We start from the raw sequence: 23,197 nt of genomic DNA on the forward strand, positions 1-23,197 counted from the left end.
TACGTCTTCGTCTCCCCTTCGTCAAGCACTTTCTGAAAACTTTTTTTCAGCCGCTTGGCGAAGCCGGCAAAACCGGCCCCCGTTCGCGTCGGGAGGTGGATGTCTATGAGAATGACGCGCCAACGTCAATCACTTTTTTTGAAGAAGAGTACATTTTCTTGTATTCTACTGATTTTAAATGTTTTTATTTTGATTAATTTCATCCAGTACTTTCCGAGTTCCCTTTTGGCTCATGTCCTCAAAAGAGCTTTCTTGTCATTTCAATATCTGCCGTTTATGAATTGTATCTTAACTACTGAAGTTGAATATCCTCCTTCACGGCAGCTTCGGTCCTTCCCTTACGATAAATACCATGAATGCAATTCTTCATATTGGACTTGAAAAGACTGGCACCACAGCACTTCAATGCTATTTCGACCAGAATCGCGCTCTCCTGCTTCAACATGGGATTGCCTACGCGACCTCGCCAGCACTTCCCGATCATACCAAACTCGCTGCATACGCGTTACGCGACGACGTCTTTCCAGACATCAGACGTCGCCATCGAATACATTCTCCTGAAACTCTTGAGTCTTTTCGTCAGCTGTTTGAACAGGATTTTGCTCAAGAAATGGCCTCGTTAAAAGCCAAAACTGTTGTTTTTTCCAACGAACATTGTTCATCGAGATTGATTTCAGTTCAAGAAATCCAACGATTATATGACCTGCTCAAGCCATACTTCGAGCACATCACCGTTGTTATCTACTTGAGACGCCAAGATAAATTTTTTCTCAGCTCATACTCAACGAGTATCAAATCCGGTCACAGTCAGCCACTCACTATCCCTGATACAGAAACCATCAAGGCAACCCCTCACTGGATTCAGCGATATGATTACCGTGAGCTTTGCCAACGCTGGGGGACGGTGTTTGGCGAAAACAATCTCCTTGTACGAATCTACCAACGATCTCAACTCTACCAAGGAGATATTGTCTCGGACTTCTTACAGGGAACAAGTCTTCCCGAGGTAGCCAAACCCAAACGCCTTCGAATTAACCCTTCCATGCAATTTCCTGCTTTAGAATTTCTTCGGCGCATGAATGCATACCTTCCCGCATTCATTGATGGTGCTCCCAATCCTCTTCGCGCGGATATTGTGAGCTTGCTCGAACGAAATCCCGATTTCAATCGAACCCCACTCCGTGCCGATATGCGTCGGTTTCTCGATTTTTTTAATGAGAGCAATGCGTATGTAGCGAAACACTATTGCAACCAATCTGATGGACTTTTGTTTGATGAAGAGGGGTTTGAGGACCTGCCAACCAAAGAGTCTGCTGATCTTGATGTCGAAACGGCAGCGGCTATTAGTGCCTTTTTATGGAAAGAGAAACAACAGGAGATAGAAAAAATCAAAAAAGTCAGGATGAAAATTCAACGCCGCCGATCCTAAATTCCATGTGCTTTTTCAATTCAATATGTTTAAATCACAATGAATGAAGCCAATTCTCGCACTATCGACATGACGTATGTTGAATGCTTTTCGTAATACAAGACCGTAGACAACGCGAAAAAAGTTATATGATCAGTTTTTTCCACAAACATATGATGATGCGGAATTCACCATTCCGATATATCCTTGAAAAGCATGAAACAAACTGCTCCCATCTCAGATCGCAGCGCGACCAGCTCCTTGATAAAATAGGAATTATTGGGCAAATAAATTCTTAAATTGCTTTCTGCGGTACGCCGATCCTTCTCTCTCTTTTTTACTGGATATCGGTGGCGCACCTCAATACGCTGTAACTATGGAAATATCTCAAACAAAGGGGTAACCTGTATGATGGCATTTATATTTGTATTGGGACTCTTTTCAATTGCCCTCGGCTGGAAAGGTCGTCGCAGGCAGGCCACAATGGTAGTTCTTCTCATGCTCGTCGTTAGTGCGATCGTGTTCTGGCATCACGTTACATCCCCGCTCACCATTGATCTGTAAAGGATTTTACGAATGTATAGGACACTTGGTCGAGTTCTCAACGCACTTTGTGTTTTCATGGTCGATTTTGTCTTGGCCGGCGCATTGTTTTTTCAATTCGTCCTCCAAGAAATGCCCTGCCCTCTTTGCTTGCTCCAACGAATCGCTTTTATTGGGTTGGCAATTGGCCCCATGCTGAATGTTCGTTTCGGTGTGCGCGCCGGGCATTATGGTATCAGCCTCCTGAGTGCCGTGTACGGCATGGCTGTATCTGGCCGGCAAGTTTTCCTTCACATTATTCCCGGCACCGGCGGCTATGGCGGAACTGTTTTGGGTCTCCACCTGTATACTTGGGCTTTCATATTTTTCATTACATCAATTGTAATTATTGGAATTTTTCTTTTTTATCATGATAATTTCCTAGAAGAGCGAGACATTGTCTATTCTGATGGTTTAACGAAACTCGTATTCATTATCACGGCTTTGATTGTTTTGATTAATATCATTTCAACTTTCTTTGAATGTGGTATGGGGCAATGTCCTGACAATCCAACGCATTACAAGATTCTCCCGTAGATATTACCTCAACGCAACACTATTCCTATTGCATAAACAATGCTTTTTAGCTGGACACGTTGTTTTTTCTCTCTGCAAATAAAAAAGGCCGACATATCGGCCTTTTTTATTTTAAATACAAACTTATAAAGCTCATTATAATGATGGAATATCCACCGATTTATTCGATTCTTCGAAAGAGTGAAGCGCCTGCAATAGTTTTTCTTGAGAAACTGGTTTTACGATGACTTGATCGGCGCCAAAAGCCTGAGCATATTTAAGATAGTCGACTCCACTTCCAAAGTATGCGCCACCAGATATTGCGATAGTCTTACATGGATACCCTTTCTGCTTGAGCTCAATAAGAAATTGAATTCCATCTTTCTCCGGCATAAAGATATCGAAAAGCAGGACATCAACAGCATTCTCTGCAAGAAGACGCAATCCTTCGTTACCATCGCTTGCGAGTAACGTACTGTAACCAGCTTTTTCTGCCATCAATGACAGTAATTCTCTGGTGGTTTCATCATCATCCACAATTAGGATTATTTTTTTTCCCATTGCATCTTTCTTCTTTTTGGGGACTCATCCCGTGATAAATAGGAAGTCTTTCTCATGGAATAATACTGACGTCGTAACAGTACATTAATACCTATATAAAAAAGGAATCGAAATCAATAAAAACCAACAAGTACCGCCATCAGTGCTTTCACAGCGAGAACACGTTTTGCCAAAACGCTCTTGCTACCTACAATATGTCCCTCAATTCATCTATTATAATGCCACATGCGAGAATATTTCTCCATGAATACGACACATGAGAAATAACGAATTGGATATTTCCTTCCTCCACGAGGGGATATAACCATATAATCAATTTTTTCGTTTTTTCTTTTGTGAAATTCCCCACAATAACCACATCCATTTACTATGGTGTTTGAAATAACCAGAAAGAAAAATCAGATTTTTCAAACTGCTTATTGCCGGAAAGAGAGTTATGTTTGAGGAACAAACTTGGCTCGTATAAACTTCTCAAGCTCAACCAACAGCATTGCAGTAAAAGAAACCATGAAAATACGGAGCCATGAAGACCAAGAGAGCGGAGAACTCTTAAATAAATCATTCATAACAGGAAGATATGTATACAGAACTTGTAAGATCATCATGAGAACAATACCAAACGGTATCCAAAGGTTCCCTCGCACATTCTGTCTCCAGAAGGGATGACGAAGAGAGCGACAATTCAAAAGATATAAGGAAGATACGACGACAAAAACATTAACGCTTACCGTTCTGGCCTGCTCAAGTGAGGCATTCAAAGAACGTTCATAAAAAAAGAGTCCAAAGACAACAACCAACAACAATACGCCGACGACGGTAATGCGAAGAACCAAATCGAACGACAAAATGGACACCTGAGGATCTCGTGGTGTCCGCTCCATAATATCTGATTCCATAGGCTCAAAAGCGAGCATGATACCAAGCGAACCAGCCGTTGTCATATTAATCCACAAAATTTGAACCGGAGTCATGGGCAACGTGATACCGAGAAAAAGAGCACAAAGAACGACCAATCCTTCTCCCAAATTAATGGGCAAATTCCACACAATAAATTTAATGAGGTTATCAAAAACGGCTCGGCCTTCCTCTACTGCCGCTTCAATTGTAGCAAAATTGTCATCGGTCAGAACCATATCGGCGGCTTCTTTGGCAGCTTCAGTTCCAGTTTTCCCCATGGCTGTACCGATATCGGCCTGTTTTAAAGCAGGGGCATCATTGACCCCGTCGCCGGTCATCGCAACAATTGCGTGATCGTGTTGAAATGCTCGGACTAAACGCAATTTTTGCTCAGGAGCAACACGGGCAAAAACCGAAACACTACGGCAAGCCTGCTCGACCTCATCATCTGTCAATGTCGCGAGCTGCTCCCCCGTCATAACACGACCAAACGTAGGTGTTGCCATTTTCTGATTGGGAATATTGAAGGATTCGGCAATCGCCAATGCTGTATGCGCGTGGTCCCCAGTAATCATAACGACCCGTATTCCTGCCTTCATACAAGCATCGACTGCGTGGACAGCCTCTTTACGAGGAGGATCAATCATGGCTTGAAATCCAAGAAAAACAAGCTCGCTAAGGTCACTCTGCTCAACAACGTTTCTTTCTCGTGAACTATGACTATATGCAAAACCAAGCACTCGCATTCCTTCTTCAGCCAAAGTCGAGAGAGTAGCTCGTGCAGTAGCCGTATCAAAACATACAACATGATTATCGCTGCCCAATGCCTGTGTGCAAAATTCTATAATTCGTTCCGCTGCACCCTTTACATAAATTATATTTTCGTCACCACATTCATGTAGTGTTGCCATATATTGACGTTCTGAGGAAAAAGGAATGGCGTCAATACGTTTGCATTGTAAAAAAAGTTCATCAATATTTATACCAATTTTGACAGCAGAAACGAGCAAAGCACCTTCTGTCGGATCTCCAATAAGAGTCTGAACATTGTCTTGCATCACGAACGTTGCATCATTACATAACGCCCCTGCCTTCAGACATTCAAACAAAGCATAATCGCGCTCTTTTGAAACAATTGAATTGTCTTTACTACCTGTAATATGAAGAATTTCCCCTTCAAATTCATACCCCTGCCCTGTCAGCTCGTATTGACGGTCAAGAACCTCAATACGAGAAACAGTCATTTGATTTACCGTCAAAGTGCCTGTTTTATCCGTGCAAATCACTGTCGTGCCGCCCAACGTTTCAACGGCGGGCAAACGCCGAATGACTGCTTTTCGCTTTGCCATTCGGGACACCCCAATTGCCAAAATAACAGTCACAGCAGCAGGTAATCCTTCAGGAATAGCTCCAACAGCGAGAGCAATCGCCGCCATAAGCATCTCGACCATGGGCTCTCCCCGAAGGACGCCGGCTCCAAAACCGGCAACACCCAGGCCAAGGATGATATAAAGTAATATTTGACTAAACCGGCTAATACTTCGCGTGAGTGGGGTCTCAAGTTCTTCGGCTTGTGAAACTAATTCGGATATACGACCGATTTCTGTTGCATCGCCCGTTGCCACTACAACTGCTTTCGCTTGTCCGGCAGAAACAAGTGTCCCCGCATAACTCATACAGGTTCGGTCGGCGAGTCCAACTTCTCTGGAGACAGGCTGAATATCTTTTTCAACGGGAAGTGACTCTCCCGTCAAAGAAGATTCATTAACACGGTATTCGTTCGATTCAACAAGACGAACATCGGCTGAAACTTTATCCCCCGCTTCAAGAAAGAGAATGTCACCAGGAACAAGATCGTGCGCAGCAATTCGTTCAGTTCCTCCGTCGCGAACAACACGCGCTTCAACTTGCAGCGTTTGTCGCAAAGCAGTCAGCGCCTTTACCGCCTTGGATTCCTGGATGTAGCCTAAGGTCACATTAACAAGGACAACACCGAAAATAACACTTGCGTCAACGTATTCATGAAGAAACAATGTAATAAAAGCTGCAGCATTGAGAATGTATAATAAAGGTTGATGCCACTGCCGAACAAAACGCATCCACGACGACTCATCTCGATATTCTCGAAGTATGTTCGGGCCGACAAGCTTCAGCCGTGAAGCTGCTTCTGTCGATGTAAGTCCTTGTCGTGAAGACGTGTTTAAGATTCTCAGGACATCCGCAACACTCAATGCGTGGGAGTTATGAGTCGCCTCGTCAAAAGCATTACCAGTATTTTTATTCATAATTATCGTTATAGAAAGCCAGCGACGACTTGTAAAGATATTTTTATGTTTTCTCAAAGCATGCACAACAAGGAAAATGATGGAATAAATTCGCACACTACATATAAATAATCACCAATCTTATTCAATTGCAACGTTTAAAAAAAAGATTACAATGAATGTGATGATGCGACTGCTGTGTTGATAAAATCATTAGCATTCGTCACAGCTTCTTCTCCCCCTTAAAACAGAGCATACTTCAAATGAATTTCTATTGATACGAAGGTGAGTATGACTGATCCCCACATTTCGCGTGTGCTGGATATCGATTCCAGCAGGCGCTTTGTCCTGAAATATCTTGGCTTGATTGCTCTTCTTGTTAGTATCGTTATCGCCTCTCTCTTTTTTGCATTTAATATCAACGCTTCGAAGACATACCTTCAACAACTCCACGAATATGGAAAAACTTTTTTTGATGAGATTGTCGTCACGCGAAGTTGGGTGGCAAAACATGGAGGAGTTTATGTCCCCCTCGATACAACAGATGGAATCAATCCTTACCTACAAAGAATAGAAGGAATTCAAGCTGTAATGACTTGCAATAATCGCGACTACACCTTGAAAAATCCAGCACTTGTCACGAGAGAGCTGTCTGAATCCCCTAGTCACAGGGAAAGATTGCAATATAAAATCACAAGCTTAAAAACATTAAATCCTTCAAATGCTCCTGATACATTCGAAATAGAGTCTCTTCATGCTTTTGAGCAAGGACAAACTGAACATACAAAGTTCGATATATTAGATGGCAAGTTGTACTATCGATATATGGCTCCGCTCATGACCGATGACACGTGCTTAAAATGCCATGCTCAACAAGGGTACAAACGTGGTGATATTCGAGGAGGAATTGCCGTTTCCATCCTTGCAGAAGACTTCAATAAAAAAATATCTGAATCACGCTTCTACATGGTTGTCAGTGGCATTGGGGTCGTCGCCTTGGTCATCTTTTCGATTATGTATATTTCACGTCATTTCATTCGAGATTTACAAAAAGCACAAACCGTTCTGACCAATGTCGCGCTGACAGATTTCTTGACCGGTCTCTATAACCGATTCACGGGAATTCGCCTACTCTCTCAAGAAATTGCTCGATGTCAACGCAGTCATGATGCTTTAAGTATCGCGCTTTTCGACCTTGATCACTTTAAAAAAGTCAATGATACCTACGGCCATAACGTTGGCGATGAAGTATTAGTCGCTCTGGCTTCACTTTTGAAAAAAAGTGTCCGGACTTATGATATCGGATGTCGGTATGGGGGAGAAGAGTTTCTTTTTATCATGCCACAAACTTCGCTTGAACATGCGAGTATGATCACCAATCGTCTTCTGGAAGAATTGACGTCAGCACCTGTTATCACCAGCGCTGGCCCTCTATCTATTTCATTTAGTGCTGGCATTGCTCAATATATGCCCGACGAACGGCTGGAAGAATTCATTGCCAGAGCTGACACGCTGTTATACGAAGCCAAAGCGAAAAACCGCAACCAAGTTTGCAGTTAATATCTTTTACCATCAGTACACATATACCAACACCAGGGATTGGTTCTAAAGACCAGTCCCTCTTTAAACTATCCGTGCTGTTTCACACAATAACCTGCCTGCTGCCGTCATTTCTTTTCTCAAACGCTCTCACTTCATAGAAAAATTATCACTATTTCTTTATTCATCGTCCACCCAATGCGCTTTGGCAGAACTATACGGCGTCACAGGGGTGGGACAATTTTTGTCGCAGTGAATGTCAACACATACCGGTCCACCACAATGCAGTGCATTGGTGAACGCTGGAATGAGTTCATCCGGTTCATGGACTGTGATACCTTCAAGTCCCAAAGATCGAGCAAATGCCGCCCAATCATGACAAGGAAGTGTCGTCAATGTTCCCGGTACAACTCCCTGAGTATGCGCGCGAAGCCATACATTCCCGAGTGCAGCATTATTGATGACGACAAAGAGAACAGGCAGGTTGTATCGAGCTGCAGTTTGCATCTCAATACCATGCATGAGCATGCAACCATCTCCCGTAACAACAGCAACCCGACGGTCCGGCAGCGCGGCCTGTACACCTATGGCTGCTGGAATTCCCCATCCCATCGGTCCGATGTTGGCCGCGGTAAAAAATGTCAACGGTTCATAGGTCTGCCAATAGTGTGTGCAAAAAGCCCGATGCGCCCCAGAATCCATTAAAAAGGCACCATTCCGGGGAAAAACCTGGCGCAACGCCGTGACAACACGTGCAGGATGAAGGGGCGAAGCATTACTTTCACAATTTTCTCCCTCATAAACGCGCGGTCCGCTCTCAAGAATGAGCTTCACCCAAGTCCTGCGCCCCTCTCTCGTCGTTTCCAGACCAGCGGCTCCAGCACCAGCCATCTCAAGCAATCTCGCCAAAACGACACCACAATCTCCCATGATACTGACTTCATCATCAAATGTTCGTCCAAGTACGGTTGTGTTGATATCAACATGAACCATGGAGCGAATAGGACGCATTTTCCGATTCCAAAACATGGTATCACGTTGGCTCAGCCCCGAGCCAAGCACAAGCAAGACCTCCACATCACCGGAAAGCAACGCATCAATAGCAGGTCGGTGACCGGCATACCCAAAGATTCCCAAACTTAGCGGGTGGTCTTCGGGTAAAACACCTTTCGCTTTCATGGTCGTGGCAACGGGAATATCGAAACGCTCCGCAAACATTCGAAGCTGTTTCCAGGCATTCGATCTGACCACACCATATCCGGCGAGGATCGCTATTTTTATTGGAGCCTGAGTTGCCTGCATCGGATTCAGCATCTCCCACAAGTTCCTTAACGCTTCATTGTCACAAATTTTTGCATGTGCGCCAGACTTATGGACGGGATACCATGAATGTTCGACATCTGATCTCTGCACATCCACAGGCAAACTCAAATGCGCTGGTCCTGGGGGAACTCCAACAACACCGGCAACACATGCTCGAAGATGATGATGAACAAGACGAACATGCTCGGCTGACAACGAGGGATTCGCTACAGGAGACAGCATAGCAACATCATTAAGCGATGCAGGTGAAGAGTCCTGAAATCCTCCCCGCCCTTCCCATGATGTCGGGACTTGGCCGCTGAGAACCAAGAGCGGCACACCGTCTGCCCTGGCCGACGCAACGGCGGTGGCCATATTCGTAACTCCGGGCCCACCAATGGCAAGACAAGCACCAAAATGATTCGTCGCACGCGCATAGCCGTCTGCCATAAATGCTGCACCACCTTCATGTGCACATACAATGGGAGTCAGTTCCGGATTATTTTCAAATGCGGAAAGAAACGGATCGACAAGCCCTCCCGGAACCATAAAGATGTGTCCAAGTCTCTCGTCAGCAAGTGCATGAAGAATATATTCAGCAGCTTTCATGGATCATATCTCCTGACGTTTCGGAAAAAGGATCACTTTCACCATGAGGAAGTGGTACGTCGAAACATGTAATGATCCCACCAATAAGCCGATAGAATCCTACCAAAGCGACAAGTTCCAACATGCCGTGCATACCGACATGACGAACAACGCGATCTTGAAGTTGTTGTGGAATATTTTGCAATGATAATGCGCAGTCTGCGATGGAGACCAAATCAATCTGAAGGTTATCCAAAGGATCACGGCCACCTTGCCGTAATGCTTCTATAATGTCTTCTGAAATTCCTGCATCGCGAGCAGGTCCCTTATGCTTAACCCATTCATAGGCAATACGAAGACGTGAAGCGACATACAAAATAACGAACTCTCTGGTTTCATCATCCAATACAGAGTCACCAAATCGAAAAAATGTCCCTAAGTCGCCAATCATCCCGGCAAGCTGTGGGTGATTCAACAGCGTTGTATACATGCCGTCAATTCGACCACGTTTCGCTATCAGTTTCTCAAATAGTGCAGCAGCTTCACCGCGAACGCCAGACTCAACAGCATCGGGTAAACGGGCCATACACGTTTCTCCTTGGGCATCAGCTTGGTCAATAAACATGCATAGTTTTACTTCTTAATTGTGCATTACATAAGAATGTATGTTTCGTCACTATTCGAACGACAATAAACACAAGTCAAAATAATACTATTTTGTTCAATCTCTACCACAAAGAATACCAACATCGCTTTCATCGTTTTTACAATACCACCGACAACATCCTGTTTTTATAAAGAACTATAGTAGTTGAAGATCATTAGCATAAGAGATAAAGCGATATTTCTATGAAGAGACCGCATAACGACACTTGTAATCATTGCGAACGACAAAGAGCACACCAAGAAATCACGACCATGGCGCGTGTTATTGGGGCCAAACCACGAGTATTATATGAGGCGCCGCAACCATTTGGGCACTTTGGTTCGCTTTTGGCTCTGCGTCCAGGGAATTACTTTACGATTGAAACCTGTCTATCCCCGCATCACGGGCCATCAAAACTTTGGCTGACTGTAAGGGTATCCCGTTCATCACGACCGTTTTGGGGGTTACGAGATCATGTCGTTCGGCTTTTTCATCATGAGCCGGATTGGTTGCTTGTCTTGCTTCGTCCCGGTGGATGCGGTTGGCTTTACAATAAAACAGAAATTCAGACAAAAATACGGACAAATCGTTGGCGAGTCGCCAATGACGATGAATACAAAATCAATCCACCTCTTGATGCGACGAACCGCTTCGAAACCTTACACACACTGCGTCAACAAATCGAAGACCGTATTGATTGTCTCTCATGACGTATAAAGAGTCACAGCAATCGGGGAAAACAGAAGAAAGGAGGCCGTTTATCTCGACCTCCCCTCATAAAATCTATGCGTTCATGGCTTCTTTAAAAGCCCGATGCGCTTGAATTTCTCCCCTGGGAGGATGTGCTCCAAACGCAAGCCCAAGAACAAATTCGTCTGGTACTCCAGGGTATGTCAGCCCGGAATAGGATCTCAATCCAAAACGCGAATAATACCCAAGATCGCCAACAAGCACGACACCTTCTACGCCTTGGACTTGTGCTTGCTTGAGCGCCACTTGCATCAACGCAGTGCCAATTCCCTGCCGTTGGTGTGCGGGTAACACCCCTATCGGTCCAAGCAAAAACCATGGGTTGTGGGTTTGTCCAAGAATTGCGGGTGAAAGAGCAATATGCCCGACGATTTCATCATTCTCTTCAGCGACAAGCGAAATCGTTAATTCGCCAGCCTGTCGCAGCAATATAACAATCAGGTGTTCACATGGTTCAGCGCCTGATTCATGGGCGGGATGTCCTTGAAATGCAGCGTAGTGCAACTGTGAAATCGCTTCGATATCAGACGGCTCTTCCTGTCGAATACGCATAGATGTGGCTCCATATACTGAAAGAAAACGGAATAATTCTACATACCCACGGACAACTCCCCTCCGACAACACATACCCCCTCGCCAAACGTCGAACAATGGGACAGAGGAAATATGAAGAATCAGGATCATGCGAAAATATGCCAACAACCGGAGGGAATACCACACGTTCTTTCGGTTATTCATATAGAACTATGGAGTATGCACACAGAGAACGAGCATGATCATCATATCCAAGACAATCATGCTCGTGTTGCTAAACAAATTTTATGTAAAAAGACAAAGTTTACATTCCTTGGCGTATTTCAAAAAATCTTCAGCCGTCCACACAATGACGCCTGAAACGAGTTTAGACTCGTCGATTTCCATCATATCAACGGTCATCTTGCAGGCGATGAGCTCCACCCCTTCAATCTGAGCCATTTCCATCAGTTCGCCAAGGCTTGGGATATTGGCTTTGTCGATCTTTTTTTTCATCATACCAGTGGCGAGCGACACCATACCAGGAATTGCCCCCATGACCCCTGGGGGGAAAAATTTGGCATGGTCTACCCCGCCTTTCAAGACAAGGTTCAGCCCCATGAAAGAATAGAAAATTTTGCTTTCCATGCCCAACCTGGCCGCATTAATGCCCAGAACCAGAGACGGATAGGCTCCATCCAAAGTGTCCTTGACACAAATGAAACCGGCTTTTTCCTTTTCTTGCGTCATAATTCCCCCCCAAGGTGGTTGGATTAATATTGCTGTATATGTACTACAGAAAAAGCACGGGGAGAATAGAAAATAATATATTTGTTTCAGGTGATCTTTGTTCACGAGTCAAGAAGCAAAAGAAGGACATAACCAAGGTCCGGCAATGTTGTCATCGTGTCCGCTCCAATATCAGTTGGGTTCTGACGTAATTGTCCATCGAAATCCTGCGGGGCCTGTGAAAGAAGAGGAGCGGCACCTACCACTGAATCCACAGCCGAAACAAGGTGCAAGTCGCCTGACGAAAGATCGACAAACCAATCAGCTTGCGCTGTGGTGAGATTATCTGACACGGACGCCTCTCCTCCATCGCGAGAAACAATGGCTCGATTCGTCAAGTTGTTAGCCAGAAGCACATTTTTCGTCGTAGTAAATCGATATTCTATGGCATTAGGATAACTGGAAGCCATATATATGGAGTTCTGGACCACAACGGCTCCTTCAGCAGATTCCAAACCGATGCTTACATCAGCAAAAGATCCTGAGCCATCATGAACAATCATATTGTTTCGGATAATTCCATTCACATGCCCGCGGTCACCAAGTCCAAACCCAATCCCGCGGTCACAATTGATAATGATGTTGTTCTCAACAAGAGTTCCGGACGCTCCCGACCAAAAATGAACGGCGTGTTCGGCTAACGAGCCTGAAGGACTCTTGATGTTTTTAAACGTATTTCCACGCACAATCCAATCGACACCAGCATGAACATCGATCCCTCCAATATATGATTGAGGTCCGATCCCTGCTGTGTATTCAAACAGACAATTTTCGATAATACTTTCACGTGACACAATATCCGGTTGACTGGAATCATAGGCACCTTTGACCATCTGCTCCCGACAATCAATAATCCGCAAATTTTGTAGCACGGCCAGCGAGGCACCCGGTTGAAATTGAACACCATGATACGCCACTTTGCCGATGGTCACGTCGTGCAGATGGAAGCCGTCAGCATAAACGAGGAAAACATGAGAAATCGTTCCATTCATTCCATTTCCAAACACTGTCACGTTATCACGATCTCCAGACAGTGACCGGACAGTAACGTTGTCTACGCGTACAACGAGTGGTCCACTCAGCGTGTACTGTCCATTTTCCAAAAAAATTGATCGATCCCCGCCTTCATGAGCTGCAGCCACGGCTTCTTCAAGTGCAGTCGCATTGCTGACGACAATGGCGTACGCGGGAATACAGCAAAACAAGCTCAAGATGCTTGCCATGATAAATTTAATCAGCATGCCACGTTCTCCTTGCTGGTATATATTGATACTCTTTATGCAAAAGTGCGACCGTCTGAGGTTCAGATTGTGGAAAGAGTTGCCCGATGTCTCGCTTCAGTATAAAAATCAATTAACTATAATGTAAGGGAGCAGACCATGATCCGTGTTTTTTTAGGGACGAAAGATATCATTTTACCGGAAGTTGCGCCTCAAACAGGTGATCCCCTTGTCTCATCCAGTGTAGACAAATTTTATACAAAGGAATCACAACGGTGATTGTCACAGAGACTGCCGCTCATGGGGCCTACTCCATACAGCAACAGCGGCTGCATTTCGTGGATTTGATATGATTCTTCCCGTTACTTGCTTATCTGCCTCGACGTTTATATATTAAACAGGCGTCGGCCTATCTACTCGAAACCGGTCCAGCCACGCGAAATCGTCTGACGTTGACCAAGGCAAGTAAAATATCCATCCCTGCTTTATCATAATATCCGTTCGTCATTGGTGCGTCTTTGTTCGTTCCCTCAAGCAGTAAGACGAAACAAGGCGTTCTACGAAATTCGCGTATGAAGGATAGTGCACATCACGTGTGAAATTTATTTGATTGGATGAAGCAACTGAACGTATTATGAAATTATGAAAATTTATCTTGTCGGTGGTGCTGTTCGCGATTTGTTGCTGGGCAGACAAGCCCATGACCGTGACTTTGTTGTGGAGGGGGCAACACCAGAAGAATTTCAAGCGGCATTCCCCAAGGCCATTCCCGTTGGCAAAGCCTTCGAGGTTTTCTTAATAGATCACGAAGAATATGCACTATTACGCGACAGCGATATCCATGCCGACCTGATGGCCCGTGACCTGACGATCAATGCCATGGCCCTGGATACAGCCGAAACGGGGGCATGCTGCATTATTGCACATCCGAATGCCATTGCCGACCTGGCTGACTTGATTCTCCGACCGGCCTCGGACACAGCGTTTTCCACCGACCCTGTTCGCGTTTTTCGTGCGGCCCGCTTTTTTGCAGAATTCCCGACGGCGACGCCCCATATAAGCCTGCACCAGTTGATGCATGCTGCTGCCCAAGCCCATCTTCTCAGCACGGTTGCTTCGGAACGAGTTTGCGCAGAAACGCGCAAAGCTCTGGTAACAGCTCGACCGGATCGTTTTTTCCAACTCCTTGCCGACACAGCGTGTTTATCACCATGGTTTGCTGAACTCGTTCGATCTGATACAATCCCTGCCGGCCCTCCGCAGTACCACGATGGCTCCGTCTTCCAACATACACTTGAGGTTATGCGCCGCTTAGCCGGAAACCCACTTCAAGTATGGATGGGGCTTTGCCATGACCTTGGAAAAACCATAACACCATCAGCGTGTTGGCCGCATCATTATAGGCATGACCATTACGGAATTGATTTGGCACAGAATCTTGGAAAACGTCTTGGTATGCCTAACAAATATATCCAAGCTGGTATGACAGCAGCAGCCGATCATATGCGCGTCGGCAAATACGATACACTGCGACCGGGGACACGCGTCGATCTTTTGGATCGACTTCATCGAAAGAATTGTGTTGATGACATGATCGCTCTGGCCAAAGCCGACCACGGTCACGACGTTGCCGGTGCAATGAAGCGTGACCTTGCGGTTATGTTATCTATCAGGTTGCCAGAAGAAGCACGGAACAAAGGACTGGAGTCAGGGAACCGACTTCGAGAATTACGATGTGAAGCTGTCGCTCAATCCATGAAGACAATAATATGAATACCGCCCCCTTTTCTCTCAATCAAACCCGTGTTATTTGTTTTTTTTAACAGAGCTTTCAGCCTAAGGAATATACTATGACATCTGTTCCGTGTTGCATTATCGGCGGTGGCCCCGCCGGCCTCTCCGCCGCTATTTATACGGCTCGCGCCGGCATTGAAACACTTGTTCTTGGTTGCCAACCCAAAGTGGCCGGTGATTACGACATTGATAATTATTTCGGATTTGATGAAACCATTTCCGGACGTGATCTTATTGCCCGCGGAGTACGCCAAGCCTCGCGCTTCGGTGCGACTCTGGAATGCGAGCGCGTTTTGACGGTCCATCATGCCGATTCCGGAGAAGGATTTCATATCAAAACGGTTGATCGAGAAATAGAATGTCAGGCACTTATCATTGCTGCTGGTGTTTCACGTCTGCGGCCCGGAGTACGTAATCTTGACGATTACGAAGGCAAAGGCGTTTCATATTGTGTAAGCTGCGACGGTTTTTTCTACCGCAACCGTCCTGTTGCTGTTCTCGGAGAAGGTTTTTTTGCAGCAAACCAGGCGCTGGAGTTGCTTAATTACACTCCCAATGTTCGTCTCTTCACGCAGGGCAAAACACCAACGTTCAGTCAAGAATTCTCAGATCGTCTTGAGAAAGCAGGGATTGTTGTCAGCCAAGAAAAAATTGATGTCTTGGAGGGAGAACCGGCGTTAAGCGCTGTTGTCCTCGAATCTGGAGAAAGCATCCCATTGGACGGCCTCTTCATTGCGATGGGAGAGGCTTCCGCGCTTGATTTTGCCAACACACTTGGACTCACGAGACGCGGTGTCTTCATTGATGCCGAAAGTGATCAGACGACGAATATTCCAGGCGTTTTTGCCGCGGGCGATTGTGTTGGCCGCTTTCTGCAAATAAGTGTTGCCGTGGGGGAAGGAGCGCTCGCCGGGCGATCCGCTATCAATTACCTCAAAAAGAAATAAACACTCTCGTACCAAAAGAGATCGTGAAGGGGATACGGAAATTTTCCGCCCCTTCAGCGAAAATAATTTGACAAAAGCAAATTGACACTATATAGGATCATGTTTCTGTACCTATGGCCAGGGCCTATAGCTCAGTTGGTAGAGCCTCCGGCTCATAACCGGCAGGTCCCAGGTTCGAATCCTGGTAGGCCCACCACGAGGAATACTGTGCTTCTTCATCGAAATGTGACGAACTTCGCTCGATCGAAACACAACTCATCAACTGGCAAGGTGCTTTCTCACCGGCCGATTCGGTGAAAGCGCTTTTTTTTGCCCATGAAACCACGCAAGCTTTTCTCTATTATCGAGCAATTCGCCCCGCCGCAATTCGCTGAATCCTGGGATCACTGTGGTATCCAGGTTGCCGCACATCGAGATACACTCACGCATCTCGCGGTCGGTCTTGATCCCTCCCCGGCATTCATTCGCGAAGCGCTTGCGTTGGGGGCTGATGTCTGTCTGACTCACCACCCACTGTACTTTAAGCCCATAGCGCCAGATGCTACAGGGGATTATTTCGATGTCCTTCATCTCCTTATGTGCGCTGATGCATGGCTATATAGTGCACATACAAGCCTGGATTGCCAACTGACCGGGCCTCCTGGGTGGCTTGCCGATGTATTGGATTTACAAAACCGGCGACCGCTTTCTCCGGTAAACCATCCAGACGCCCCACCCCATCTTGGGATTGGGCTCGTGGGAGATCTTCAAACTCCTGCCCTCTTTAGCGATTTCTTCGGCACCCTCTCGAATCACATCGGTCGAACACGATTTGCCATGACTGGAATTGCGCCGGAATCGGTGCGTCGTGTCGCGTACTGTCCCGGCTCTGGTTCTTCCCTTGCCCGTGAGGCTTTCGATTGTGGCGCCGATGTTTATATCACTGGTGACGTCAAATACCATACAGCCCTTGATGTCTTTGATGCAGGCTGCATGATTGATGTCGGCCACTTTTCACTGGAAGAGCGCATGACGCGCATTTTCGCCGAAACACTTGCCGCCGCTTTGGAAAAGGACGGTGTCACCGTCTCTTTTATTCCTGGACGAGACCCTATCAACATCGTCGAGGCACCCTCCCTCGGTGCCAATACATGACACCACTATCCACGAGCGACTGGAGATAACCATGTCTATGTATTTGAAACAAATTGAGCAACTTGTTGTCCTGCAAAAAGTTGATGGAGAAATGGTTGGCCTGCAGGAAGAACTTGAGCAGGCTCCCAGAGAAATCGCCAAGCTCGAAGAGAGAAACAAAGAGCTTGACGCCTCCAAAGAATCGATTCGCGAAAAACTCGAATTTTTGCGCGTCCAACACAATCGACTTCATACTGAAATCGAAGACGACAGTGTCAAGCTTAAAAAAAGCAAAAGCAAGCTCATGCTCGTTGGCAACACCAAGGAATATCACGCAATGATGCGTGAAATGGACAACCTTGAAAAGCTCAACCGCATGCGCGAAGAAGAACGGACCGCCTTGGAAGAAGAGATTGAACGTCAGGAGCTGAGTTTGAAAGAACTTGAGGACGGCTCAAGCAGTTTGCAAAAAGAACTGCAAGAAGGACGCGCCAATCTTGAAGCTCGCATGAAAGCAGCGAAGGAGCGTCTTGACGAACTTGAGGCCATCCGGTCCACTGCTGCCCACACGGTGCCGAAACCGATTCTCAAACGATATGAGTTCATTCGCTCACGTTTGCACAATCCCGTTATCGTAGCCGTTGATGCTGGCATTTGCTCGGGATGTAACATCAGCATCCCCCCGCAGACGTTTATTGAACTGCAAAAGGGTGAACAAATTTTAAGCTGTCCCAACTGTCAACGACTTATTTTCTGGACACAACATGTCCCGGAAGCCGTTGCAAAAAAAGAAAATGACGCCGCTTCGGCCGAAGATACCTCCGAAAACGCCTAATACGATTTATATATACAACGTCAAAAAGCGAGCCTTGGAAAACCTTGGCTCGCTTTTTTCGTCTTAGATATGTCCACATTATCATAGAGCACGAAGCAGGAGAAAATACACGATACCAAAAACAAACAATCCCATACTCGGTATGGCTATGCGGCGCCATGCATTGGAAATCTCCACATTAAAATACTGACACGTCAACAAAAAGCATATGTGTATGGGAGAAACCATTATGCCTGCAAAACCGCAAATCAGAAGCAAAATTGTATATTCCGGAATTTGCGAAGACATGCCAAGCCCTTGCAGTAAGCCTAAGAGCAACGGCAGGCTGGCACCGACATAGGCAAGCGCAATACCGGCAACAACACCAACAATAAACGGCAAAATAATGGCAGTGAACCACAATGCGACATCGGCTCCAGCTGAAGATGACATCGCTTCAACGACTCCAGCCTGACGCATGACATCCTTGAAAATAAATATGGAGGCTATGACTCCAAGCATCGTATACAGATGCTTCTTCCGAAAAATATTTGCTATCTGTTCTGTTGTGACTTTATTCTGTCTCACGCACACCACAATACTCGCTACAAGCCCCACAACGATTCCGATTTCCGCATTCGCGGCAGGATCAACAAAGCCAATACCAGCTTGAAGTCCAATGCCTCCAATAATTGCCGTCAACAAAGGTGCGGCATGAGACAACACTGATCGTGTCGAAAACGAAGACACAACGAGTTGAGAGTCCTCCACAAACGTTGATAGCGTTTCAATTTTATTCCGAAGCAGAAACCGCCACCCCAAAAGAAGACAGACCACCATGGCAGGACAGGCCATAAGGGATAATTTGGCAACAGGAACGCCGGACAATGCCGCTGACAATAAAAAGCCTGGATACAATGGCCATCCCATCTCCCATATATGTCGGAACCAGTAGTTGATGACAGCTCTGTCAACATCGGTCACATCAAGGTCTTTGGATAAATTCTTCACCATAGGTGCGGAGAAAACTGCTCCTCCTGGCATGGGTAACAACCCAATCAGAATAGGAAAAAAGACAAGACGCAAACGCGGCTTTGTCAGTATTCCGCGCATGGCTTCCATGAGTCGAGCAGCTTGACCGGTTGTCTCGAATAGGTCGCTCAAAATAAGAATCAGAGCAACGATAACCGCAAGAAAAATTGTATCGGGATCAATAAGAGCCAATGCTGCCGCTTTCCCCCACGAAAGTGGACCGAATCCGAACAGGAAGCCGAGCAAGACGCTTCCAGCGAGAATTGAACGCGCCAAACCAAACTTTTTCCGGATTCCGAAAAGCATGGCCGTAAATACCAATGCAATTTTGAGAAAAGGCCACATGGTGCATATCCTTGTTGCAAGTGCCGGAAGAAAGATACTAGATGTGCGCCTCATTTCTCTGGAGGTCAAGATAGAAGCAGGTGAAATGCATACGAATATCACCCTCTTTACAGTGAAAAAGGCCGGGTCCGTATGGACCCGGCCTAAGATGCCTTGGTGTGGTACTATATTCTGGGTTAATTAGAACTGGTACTTCAGACCGATGGAGACTTTCCACATATCGCCAGCGGCATTGTAGAAACGACGACCCCACACGTTCTTGTCAAACTCACCATGAGCCCAGCCGGTTTCAGCGATCAAAGCCAGGTTTTCATAAATCATGTATTCGTGGTCGAAAGACAGACCGAGAACGTATTCGTTGACGGCAAGGTCTTTACCCATAATGAAGTAGTTGTTCGTTCCCAGGACGAGGTTGGCATCACGCAGAGCGGTCTTGGAGTTGGTACCGCGAGCATACGTGAAGGTGATACGCGAGGACAGATCTTCGATGAACGAAATGTTTGCCAAAGCTGCAGTGATACCCCAGCTACCGATGGGGTTGACGTCAACCGTGCCATTCTTGAACTGCTGGCCACCGTCGAACAGGAAGGAAGTCGAGGCGTTCCAGGCAGGAACAACGTACGGCATACGTTCAGAACCGTTGCGAGTGCTTCCATCTTCACCGGAGCTCCACCAGGCGGACAACTGAGGAGTCAGCATGTCGAGGCCAGTGTATTCGATGGCGCCGTCGATGAACCAACCCCAGCGCTTGTTCTTATCGTAGTCGGCGCGGACACCTTCACCGTAAATAACGTCAGCATACAGTTTGATGGGATCAAACGCATCGGCTTCGAAAGCACAACCGGCCCACCAGTAAAAATTCTGATTATTCTTCCAACCGACAGGTGCGAGCATAAACGTAGCAGCAGAAGTTACACCAGCCATATTGCCATCTTCAAACACACCGGAGTTGGCAGCAATACCAGCAATACCAACGGTACCCCAAGGCGTGATGCTGAATCCGTCAAGTGTGATGGGCAAAACGAGGAAGAAGGAATCAAGTTCGTCAGCAACCTGCGTCGTCGTGGTGTCGGATTGGCCGTTTGTATCAAGGTAACGGACGAAACCGAAAACGACATTGAATGTATCTTCGACTACAGGCACTGTAATACCGATACCAGCTATATCTGTATCGACAACGACACTGCCGTTAAAGAACGAGCTTTGCGGCATACTCATGGGCTGATAACCGGCGGTGATTGTAATATCTGTATCAGGCCATTTAAATTGGACGTATGCTTGATAGACTTGGACGGCAACAGCTGAATTATCAGCTGTGAATGTGCCACCACCCCAAACATCTTCAACTTTAAGACCGAGGCGAAACTTCAGAGATTCATTGGCAATAAAGTCAGTACGAAGGCGAAAACGTTCCCAAATCGTGACGGGGTCAACTGTCCGCGTACCAGCACGGTTCCATCCAGTGAACTGGTAGTTTGAATACCAGTTTGCGTGGATACGAGCATCACCAACCATACGTACTTCAGTTGCTGCTGTGGCGATACCGACCATTCCAAATACGAAGGCAGCCAATGTGGCGAGCATGACAAAGCGTTTCATCAAAAAGTTCCTCCATTGCTTAATACAGGACACACCAAGGGCATCAAAGCAACTGGGGGAGATGCTGCTTTCTCACTAAAGACAGGCCGGATATAACTTGATTCCAAAATCAAGTCAAAATTTTTCAACCAAAATGTTTTATTTCGTTTCATTTTGAGATAACAGCAATAAAAGCAGGATAACTGCCTAAAAAAAAAGAATTTAAATAAGTAAACTTAATCACGATTTGATCCAAAAAGATGATTACTTCAAAAATTTTTTTTATTGAAAAGAAAATTTTTTATACCAATTCATCATAAAAGATCTTTTTTGAGGAATCATTTTGATCACAAATTCATTCCAAACCATTTTGCCCTGAAATGCCTTGGTCGTAAAAAAGCCGGATCCTTTCGGACCCGGCTTTTACTCATAACGTGATGTTCTCGCTTAAAGAAATTAGAATTGATACTTCAAGCCGAGGGAGACCTTCCACATATCATTGGCTTCATTGTAGAAGCGGCGTCCCCAAACGTCTTTGTCAAATTCACCATGAGCCCAACCGGTTTCAGCGATAAGGGCCAGGTTTTCGTAAATCATATACTGATGGTCGAAAGACAGACCGAGAACGTATTCGTCAACGGTGAGGTCCTTGCCCATGATGAAGAAGTTATTGGTACCAAGCACAAGGTTGGCATCACGCAGAGCGGTCTTGGAGTTAGTACCGCGAGCGTAGGTGAAGGTGATGCGGGAAGTCAGGTCTTCAACGAAGGAGATGTCGTTCAAAGAAGCCGTGATCCCCCAGCTACCGATAGGATTGACGTCAACCGTGCCATTCTTGAATTGCTGACCACCGTCGAACAGGAAGGAGGTCGAGGCGTTCCAGGAAGGAACGAGATAAGGCATACGTTCGGAACCGTTGCGGGTGCTTCCGTCTTCACCGGAGCTCCACCAGGCGGACAACTGAGGAGTCAGCATGTCGAGGCCAGTGTATTCAACAGCACCGTCGACGAACCAACCCCAGCGTTTGCTCTTACCACGGTCAGTGGGATTGCCTTCACCGTAGATAACGTCAGCATACAGTTTGATGGGATCAAGAGCGTCAACTTCAAACGCACCGCCAACCCACCAGTAAATATTCTGGTTGTTGTCCCAGCCAGTGGGAGGAACCATGAAGGTGCCTGCAGAAGCCAGGCCAGCAGCATTGCCGTCTTCGAAAGCGCCGTAGTTGCCATTGATACCGGCAACGGCAACGGTACCCCACGGGATGATGGTGACACCATCAAGCGTAATGGGCAACGCGAGGAAGTACGCGTCAAATTCGTCAGCGACCTGCGTGGTGGTGGCGTCTTGCTGACCATTATCCAGGAAACGAATAAACCCAGCTTGAACGGCCAAGGTATCAGCAATAACAGGCGCGTTCACGACCAAAGCCGCAGCTTCCGAGTCAAAAATGATGCTTCCATCAAAGAAAGAACTCTGGGGCAGGCTCAGGGGCTGATAACCAGCGGTGATTTCGATATCGGTGTCAGGCCACTTAAACTGCAGAAAAGCCTGGTAAACCTGTAAGGAAACAGCCGAGTTATCAGCCGTAAAGGTACCACCACCCCAAACGTCTTCAACCTTGAGGCCCAAGCGGAACTTCAGGGCTTCGTTGGCGATGAAGTCAGCGCGAACGCGGAAACGTTCCCAAATGGTGACAGGGTCAACAGTTTGGGTACCGGTACGGTTCCACCCTGTGAACTGATAGTTCGAATACCAGTTAGCGCTGATACGAGCATCGCCGACCATGCGGACTTCAGTAGCCGCACTGGCGACACCGAACATACCGAGCACAAAAGCACCCAGCGTGGCGAGCATGATAATACGTTTCATGAAACCTTTCTCCTGTTAAATTATCTTTATCGAGAACATCACTATGACGCTTTTTGTTAACTAATGTTCACAAAGAAGCGACAAGTGTGCAGCTGCTTATAGCTCACCGCACCTCAATAAGTTTACA

The 23,197-nt window shown here is 46.3% G+C and carries 20 protein-coding genes and 1 tRNA gene; 11 read left to right on the forward strand and 10 right to left on the reverse strand.

The features are described 5' to 3' along the window. The 4 genes from G451_RS34815 to G451_RS0117710 all read left to right on the forward strand — a co-directional run. Positions 1-197, forward strand: a 197-nt coding sequence (locus G451_RS34815) for a hypothetical protein (protein ID WP_034642711.1), incomplete at its 5' end; no start/stop codon positions are given. A gap of 155 nt (positions 198-352) precedes the next feature. Continuing rightward, a complete protein-coding gene (locus G451_RS0117700; RefSeq protein WP_027185301.1) occupies positions 353-1,429 on the forward strand; it encodes a hypothetical protein in 1,077 nt (358 codons plus the stop codon). A 390-nt stretch (positions 1,430-1,819) separates the two neighbouring features. Then, positions 1,820-1,972 carry a DUF5993 family protein gene (locus G451_RS35380; protein ID WP_425387514.1) on the forward strand — a complete coding sequence of 51 codons (153 nt, stop codon included), beginning with the start codon at positions 1,820-1,822 and terminating at the stop codon, positions 1,970-1,972. A gap of 12 nt (positions 1,973-1,984) precedes the next feature. Beyond that, positions 1,985-2,527, forward strand: coding sequence for a disulfide bond formation protein B (locus G451_RS0117710; protein WP_027185302.1), 543 nt, complete (start codon positions 1,985-1,987; stop codon positions 2,525-2,527). 135 nt (positions 2,528-2,662) lie between these two features. Here the strand turns inward: G451_RS0117710 and G451_RS30165 are convergent, their stop codons facing one another. Further along, the gene (locus G451_RS30165; RefSeq protein WP_051261639.1) at positions 2,663-3,067 is read right to left on the reverse strand and encodes a response regulator; all 405 of its coding nucleotides are present in this window, start codon (positions 3,065-3,067) and stop codon (positions 2,663-2,665) included. 434 nt (positions 3,068-3,501) lie between these two features. Next, positions 3,502-6,249 carry a cation-translocating P-type ATPase gene (locus G451_RS0117720; RefSeq protein WP_084448635.1) on the reverse strand — a complete coding sequence of 916 codons (2,748 nt, stop codon included), beginning with the start codon at positions 6,247-6,249 and terminating at the stop codon, positions 3,502-3,504. A gap of 270 nt (positions 6,250-6,519) precedes the next feature. Between G451_RS0117720 and G451_RS0117725 the strand changes: the two genes are divergently transcribed. After that, positions 6,520-7,788: a diguanylate cyclase gene (locus G451_RS0117725; protein ID WP_027185304.1), complete on the forward strand. Its 1,269-nt coding sequence runs from the start codon at positions 6,520-6,522 to the stop codon at positions 7,786-7,788. A gap of 159 nt (positions 7,789-7,947) precedes the next feature. Here G451_RS0117725 and G451_RS0117730 read toward each other — a convergent pair whose 3' ends face one another. Both G451_RS0117730 and G451_RS30170 read right to left on the reverse strand, forming a co-directional pair. Next, the gene (locus tag G451_RS0117730) at positions 7,948-9,678 is read right to left on the reverse strand and encodes a thiamine pyrophosphate-binding protein (RefSeq protein ID WP_027185305.1); all 1,731 of its coding nucleotides are present in this window, start codon (positions 9,676-9,678) and stop codon (positions 7,948-7,950) included. After that, entirely contained in the window at positions 9,665-10,243 is a 579-nt protein-coding gene (locus G451_RS30170; RefSeq protein WP_156921701.1) for a carboxymuconolactone decarboxylase family protein, read from the reverse strand. Before G451_RS30170 ends, G451_RS0117730 begins: the two co-directional genes overlap by 14 nt. Before the next feature lie 332 nt (positions 10,244-10,575). Here G451_RS30170 and G451_RS0117740 point away from each other — a divergent pair, with 332 nt between their 5' ends. Beyond that, positions 10,576-11,013: a hypothetical protein gene (locus G451_RS0117740; protein ID WP_027185306.1), complete on the forward strand. Its 438-nt coding sequence runs from the start codon at positions 10,576-10,578 to the stop codon at positions 11,011-11,013. 73 nt (positions 11,014-11,086) lie between these two features. On the opposite strand, the gene G451_RS0117745 is transcribed toward G451_RS0117740, so the two are convergent. The 3 genes from G451_RS0117745 to G451_RS30175 all read right to left on the reverse strand — a co-directional run bounded on the left by G451_RS0117745 (position 11,087) and on the right by G451_RS30175 (position 13,596). Next, positions 11,087-11,605, reverse strand: coding sequence for a GNAT family N-acetyltransferase (locus G451_RS0117745; protein WP_027185307.1), 519 nt, complete (start codon positions 11,603-11,605; stop codon positions 11,087-11,089). Between the two features lie 267 nt (positions 11,606-11,872). Then, positions 11,873-12,316 carry a DsrE/DsrF/DrsH-like family protein gene (locus G451_RS0117750; protein ID WP_027185308.1) on the reverse strand — a complete coding sequence of 148 codons (444 nt, stop codon included), beginning with the start codon at positions 12,314-12,316 and terminating at the stop codon, positions 11,873-11,875. A 101-nt stretch (positions 12,317-12,417) separates the two neighbouring features. After that, positions 12,418-13,596 (reverse strand): right-handed parallel beta-helix repeat-containing protein, encoded by a 1,179-nt coding sequence (locus G451_RS30175; protein WP_051261641.1) that lies wholly within the window; start codon positions 13,594-13,596, stop codon positions 12,418-12,420. A gap of 621 nt (positions 13,597-14,217) precedes the next feature. Between G451_RS30175 and G451_RS30180 the strand changes: the two genes are divergently transcribed. The 5 genes from G451_RS30180 (at position 14,218) to G451_RS0117785 (ending at position 18,264) form a co-directional block, all read left to right on the forward strand. Next, on the forward strand, positions 14,218-15,348 hold the full coding sequence (locus G451_RS30180) for a tRNA nucleotidyltransferase/poly(A) polymerase-related protein (RefSeq protein ID WP_034642714.1): 1,131 nt from the start codon (positions 14,218-14,220) through the stop codon (positions 15,346-15,348). Positions 15,349-15,425: 77 nt separating this feature from the next. After that, entirely contained in the window at positions 15,426-16,316 is an 891-nt protein-coding gene (locus G451_RS0117770; RefSeq protein WP_027185309.1) for an NAD(P)/FAD-dependent oxidoreductase, read from the forward strand. A gap of 120 nt (positions 16,317-16,436) precedes the next feature. Then, positions 16,437-16,512, forward strand: a tRNA-Ile gene (locus tag G451_RS0117775). A gap of 119 nt (positions 16,513-16,631) precedes the next feature. Next, on the forward strand, positions 16,632-17,450 hold the full coding sequence (locus tag G451_RS30185) for a Nif3-like dinuclear metal center hexameric protein (RefSeq protein ID WP_034642716.1): 819 nt from the start codon (positions 16,632-16,634) through the stop codon (positions 17,448-17,450). 37 nt (positions 17,451-17,487) lie between these two features. After that, positions 17,488-18,264 (forward strand): zinc ribbon domain-containing protein, encoded by a 777-nt coding sequence (locus tag G451_RS0117785; RefSeq protein WP_027185310.1) that lies wholly within the window; start codon positions 17,488-17,490, stop codon positions 18,262-18,264. An 81-nt stretch (positions 18,265-18,345) separates the two neighbouring features. On the opposite strand, the gene G451_RS0117790 is transcribed toward G451_RS0117785, so the two are convergent. The 3 genes from G451_RS0117790 to G451_RS0117800 form a co-directional block, all read right to left on the reverse strand. Further along, positions 18,346-19,620, reverse strand: coding sequence for a DUF401 family protein (locus tag G451_RS0117790; protein ID WP_034642718.1), 1,275 nt, complete (start codon positions 19,618-19,620; stop codon positions 18,346-18,348). A 180-nt stretch (positions 19,621-19,800) separates the two neighbouring features. After that, the gene (locus G451_RS0117795; protein ID WP_027185312.1) at positions 19,801-21,219 is read right to left on the reverse strand and encodes an outer membrane homotrimeric porin; all 1,419 of its coding nucleotides are present in this window, start codon (positions 21,217-21,219) and stop codon (positions 19,801-19,803) included. Positions 21,220-21,654: 435 nt separating this feature from the next. After that, on the reverse strand, positions 21,655-23,070 hold the full coding sequence (locus G451_RS0117800; protein ID WP_027185313.1) for an outer membrane homotrimeric porin: 1,416 nt from the start codon (positions 23,068-23,070) through the stop codon (positions 21,655-21,657). Between the last annotated feature and the right edge of the window lie 127 nt (positions 23,071-23,197).

It is taken from the genome of Desulfovibrio inopinatus DSM 10711 (genome assembly GCF_000429305.1).
Lineage (GTDB): Bacteria > Desulfobacterota > Desulfovibrionia > Desulfovibrionales > Desulfovibrionaceae > Alteridesulfovibrio > Alteridesulfovibrio inopinatus.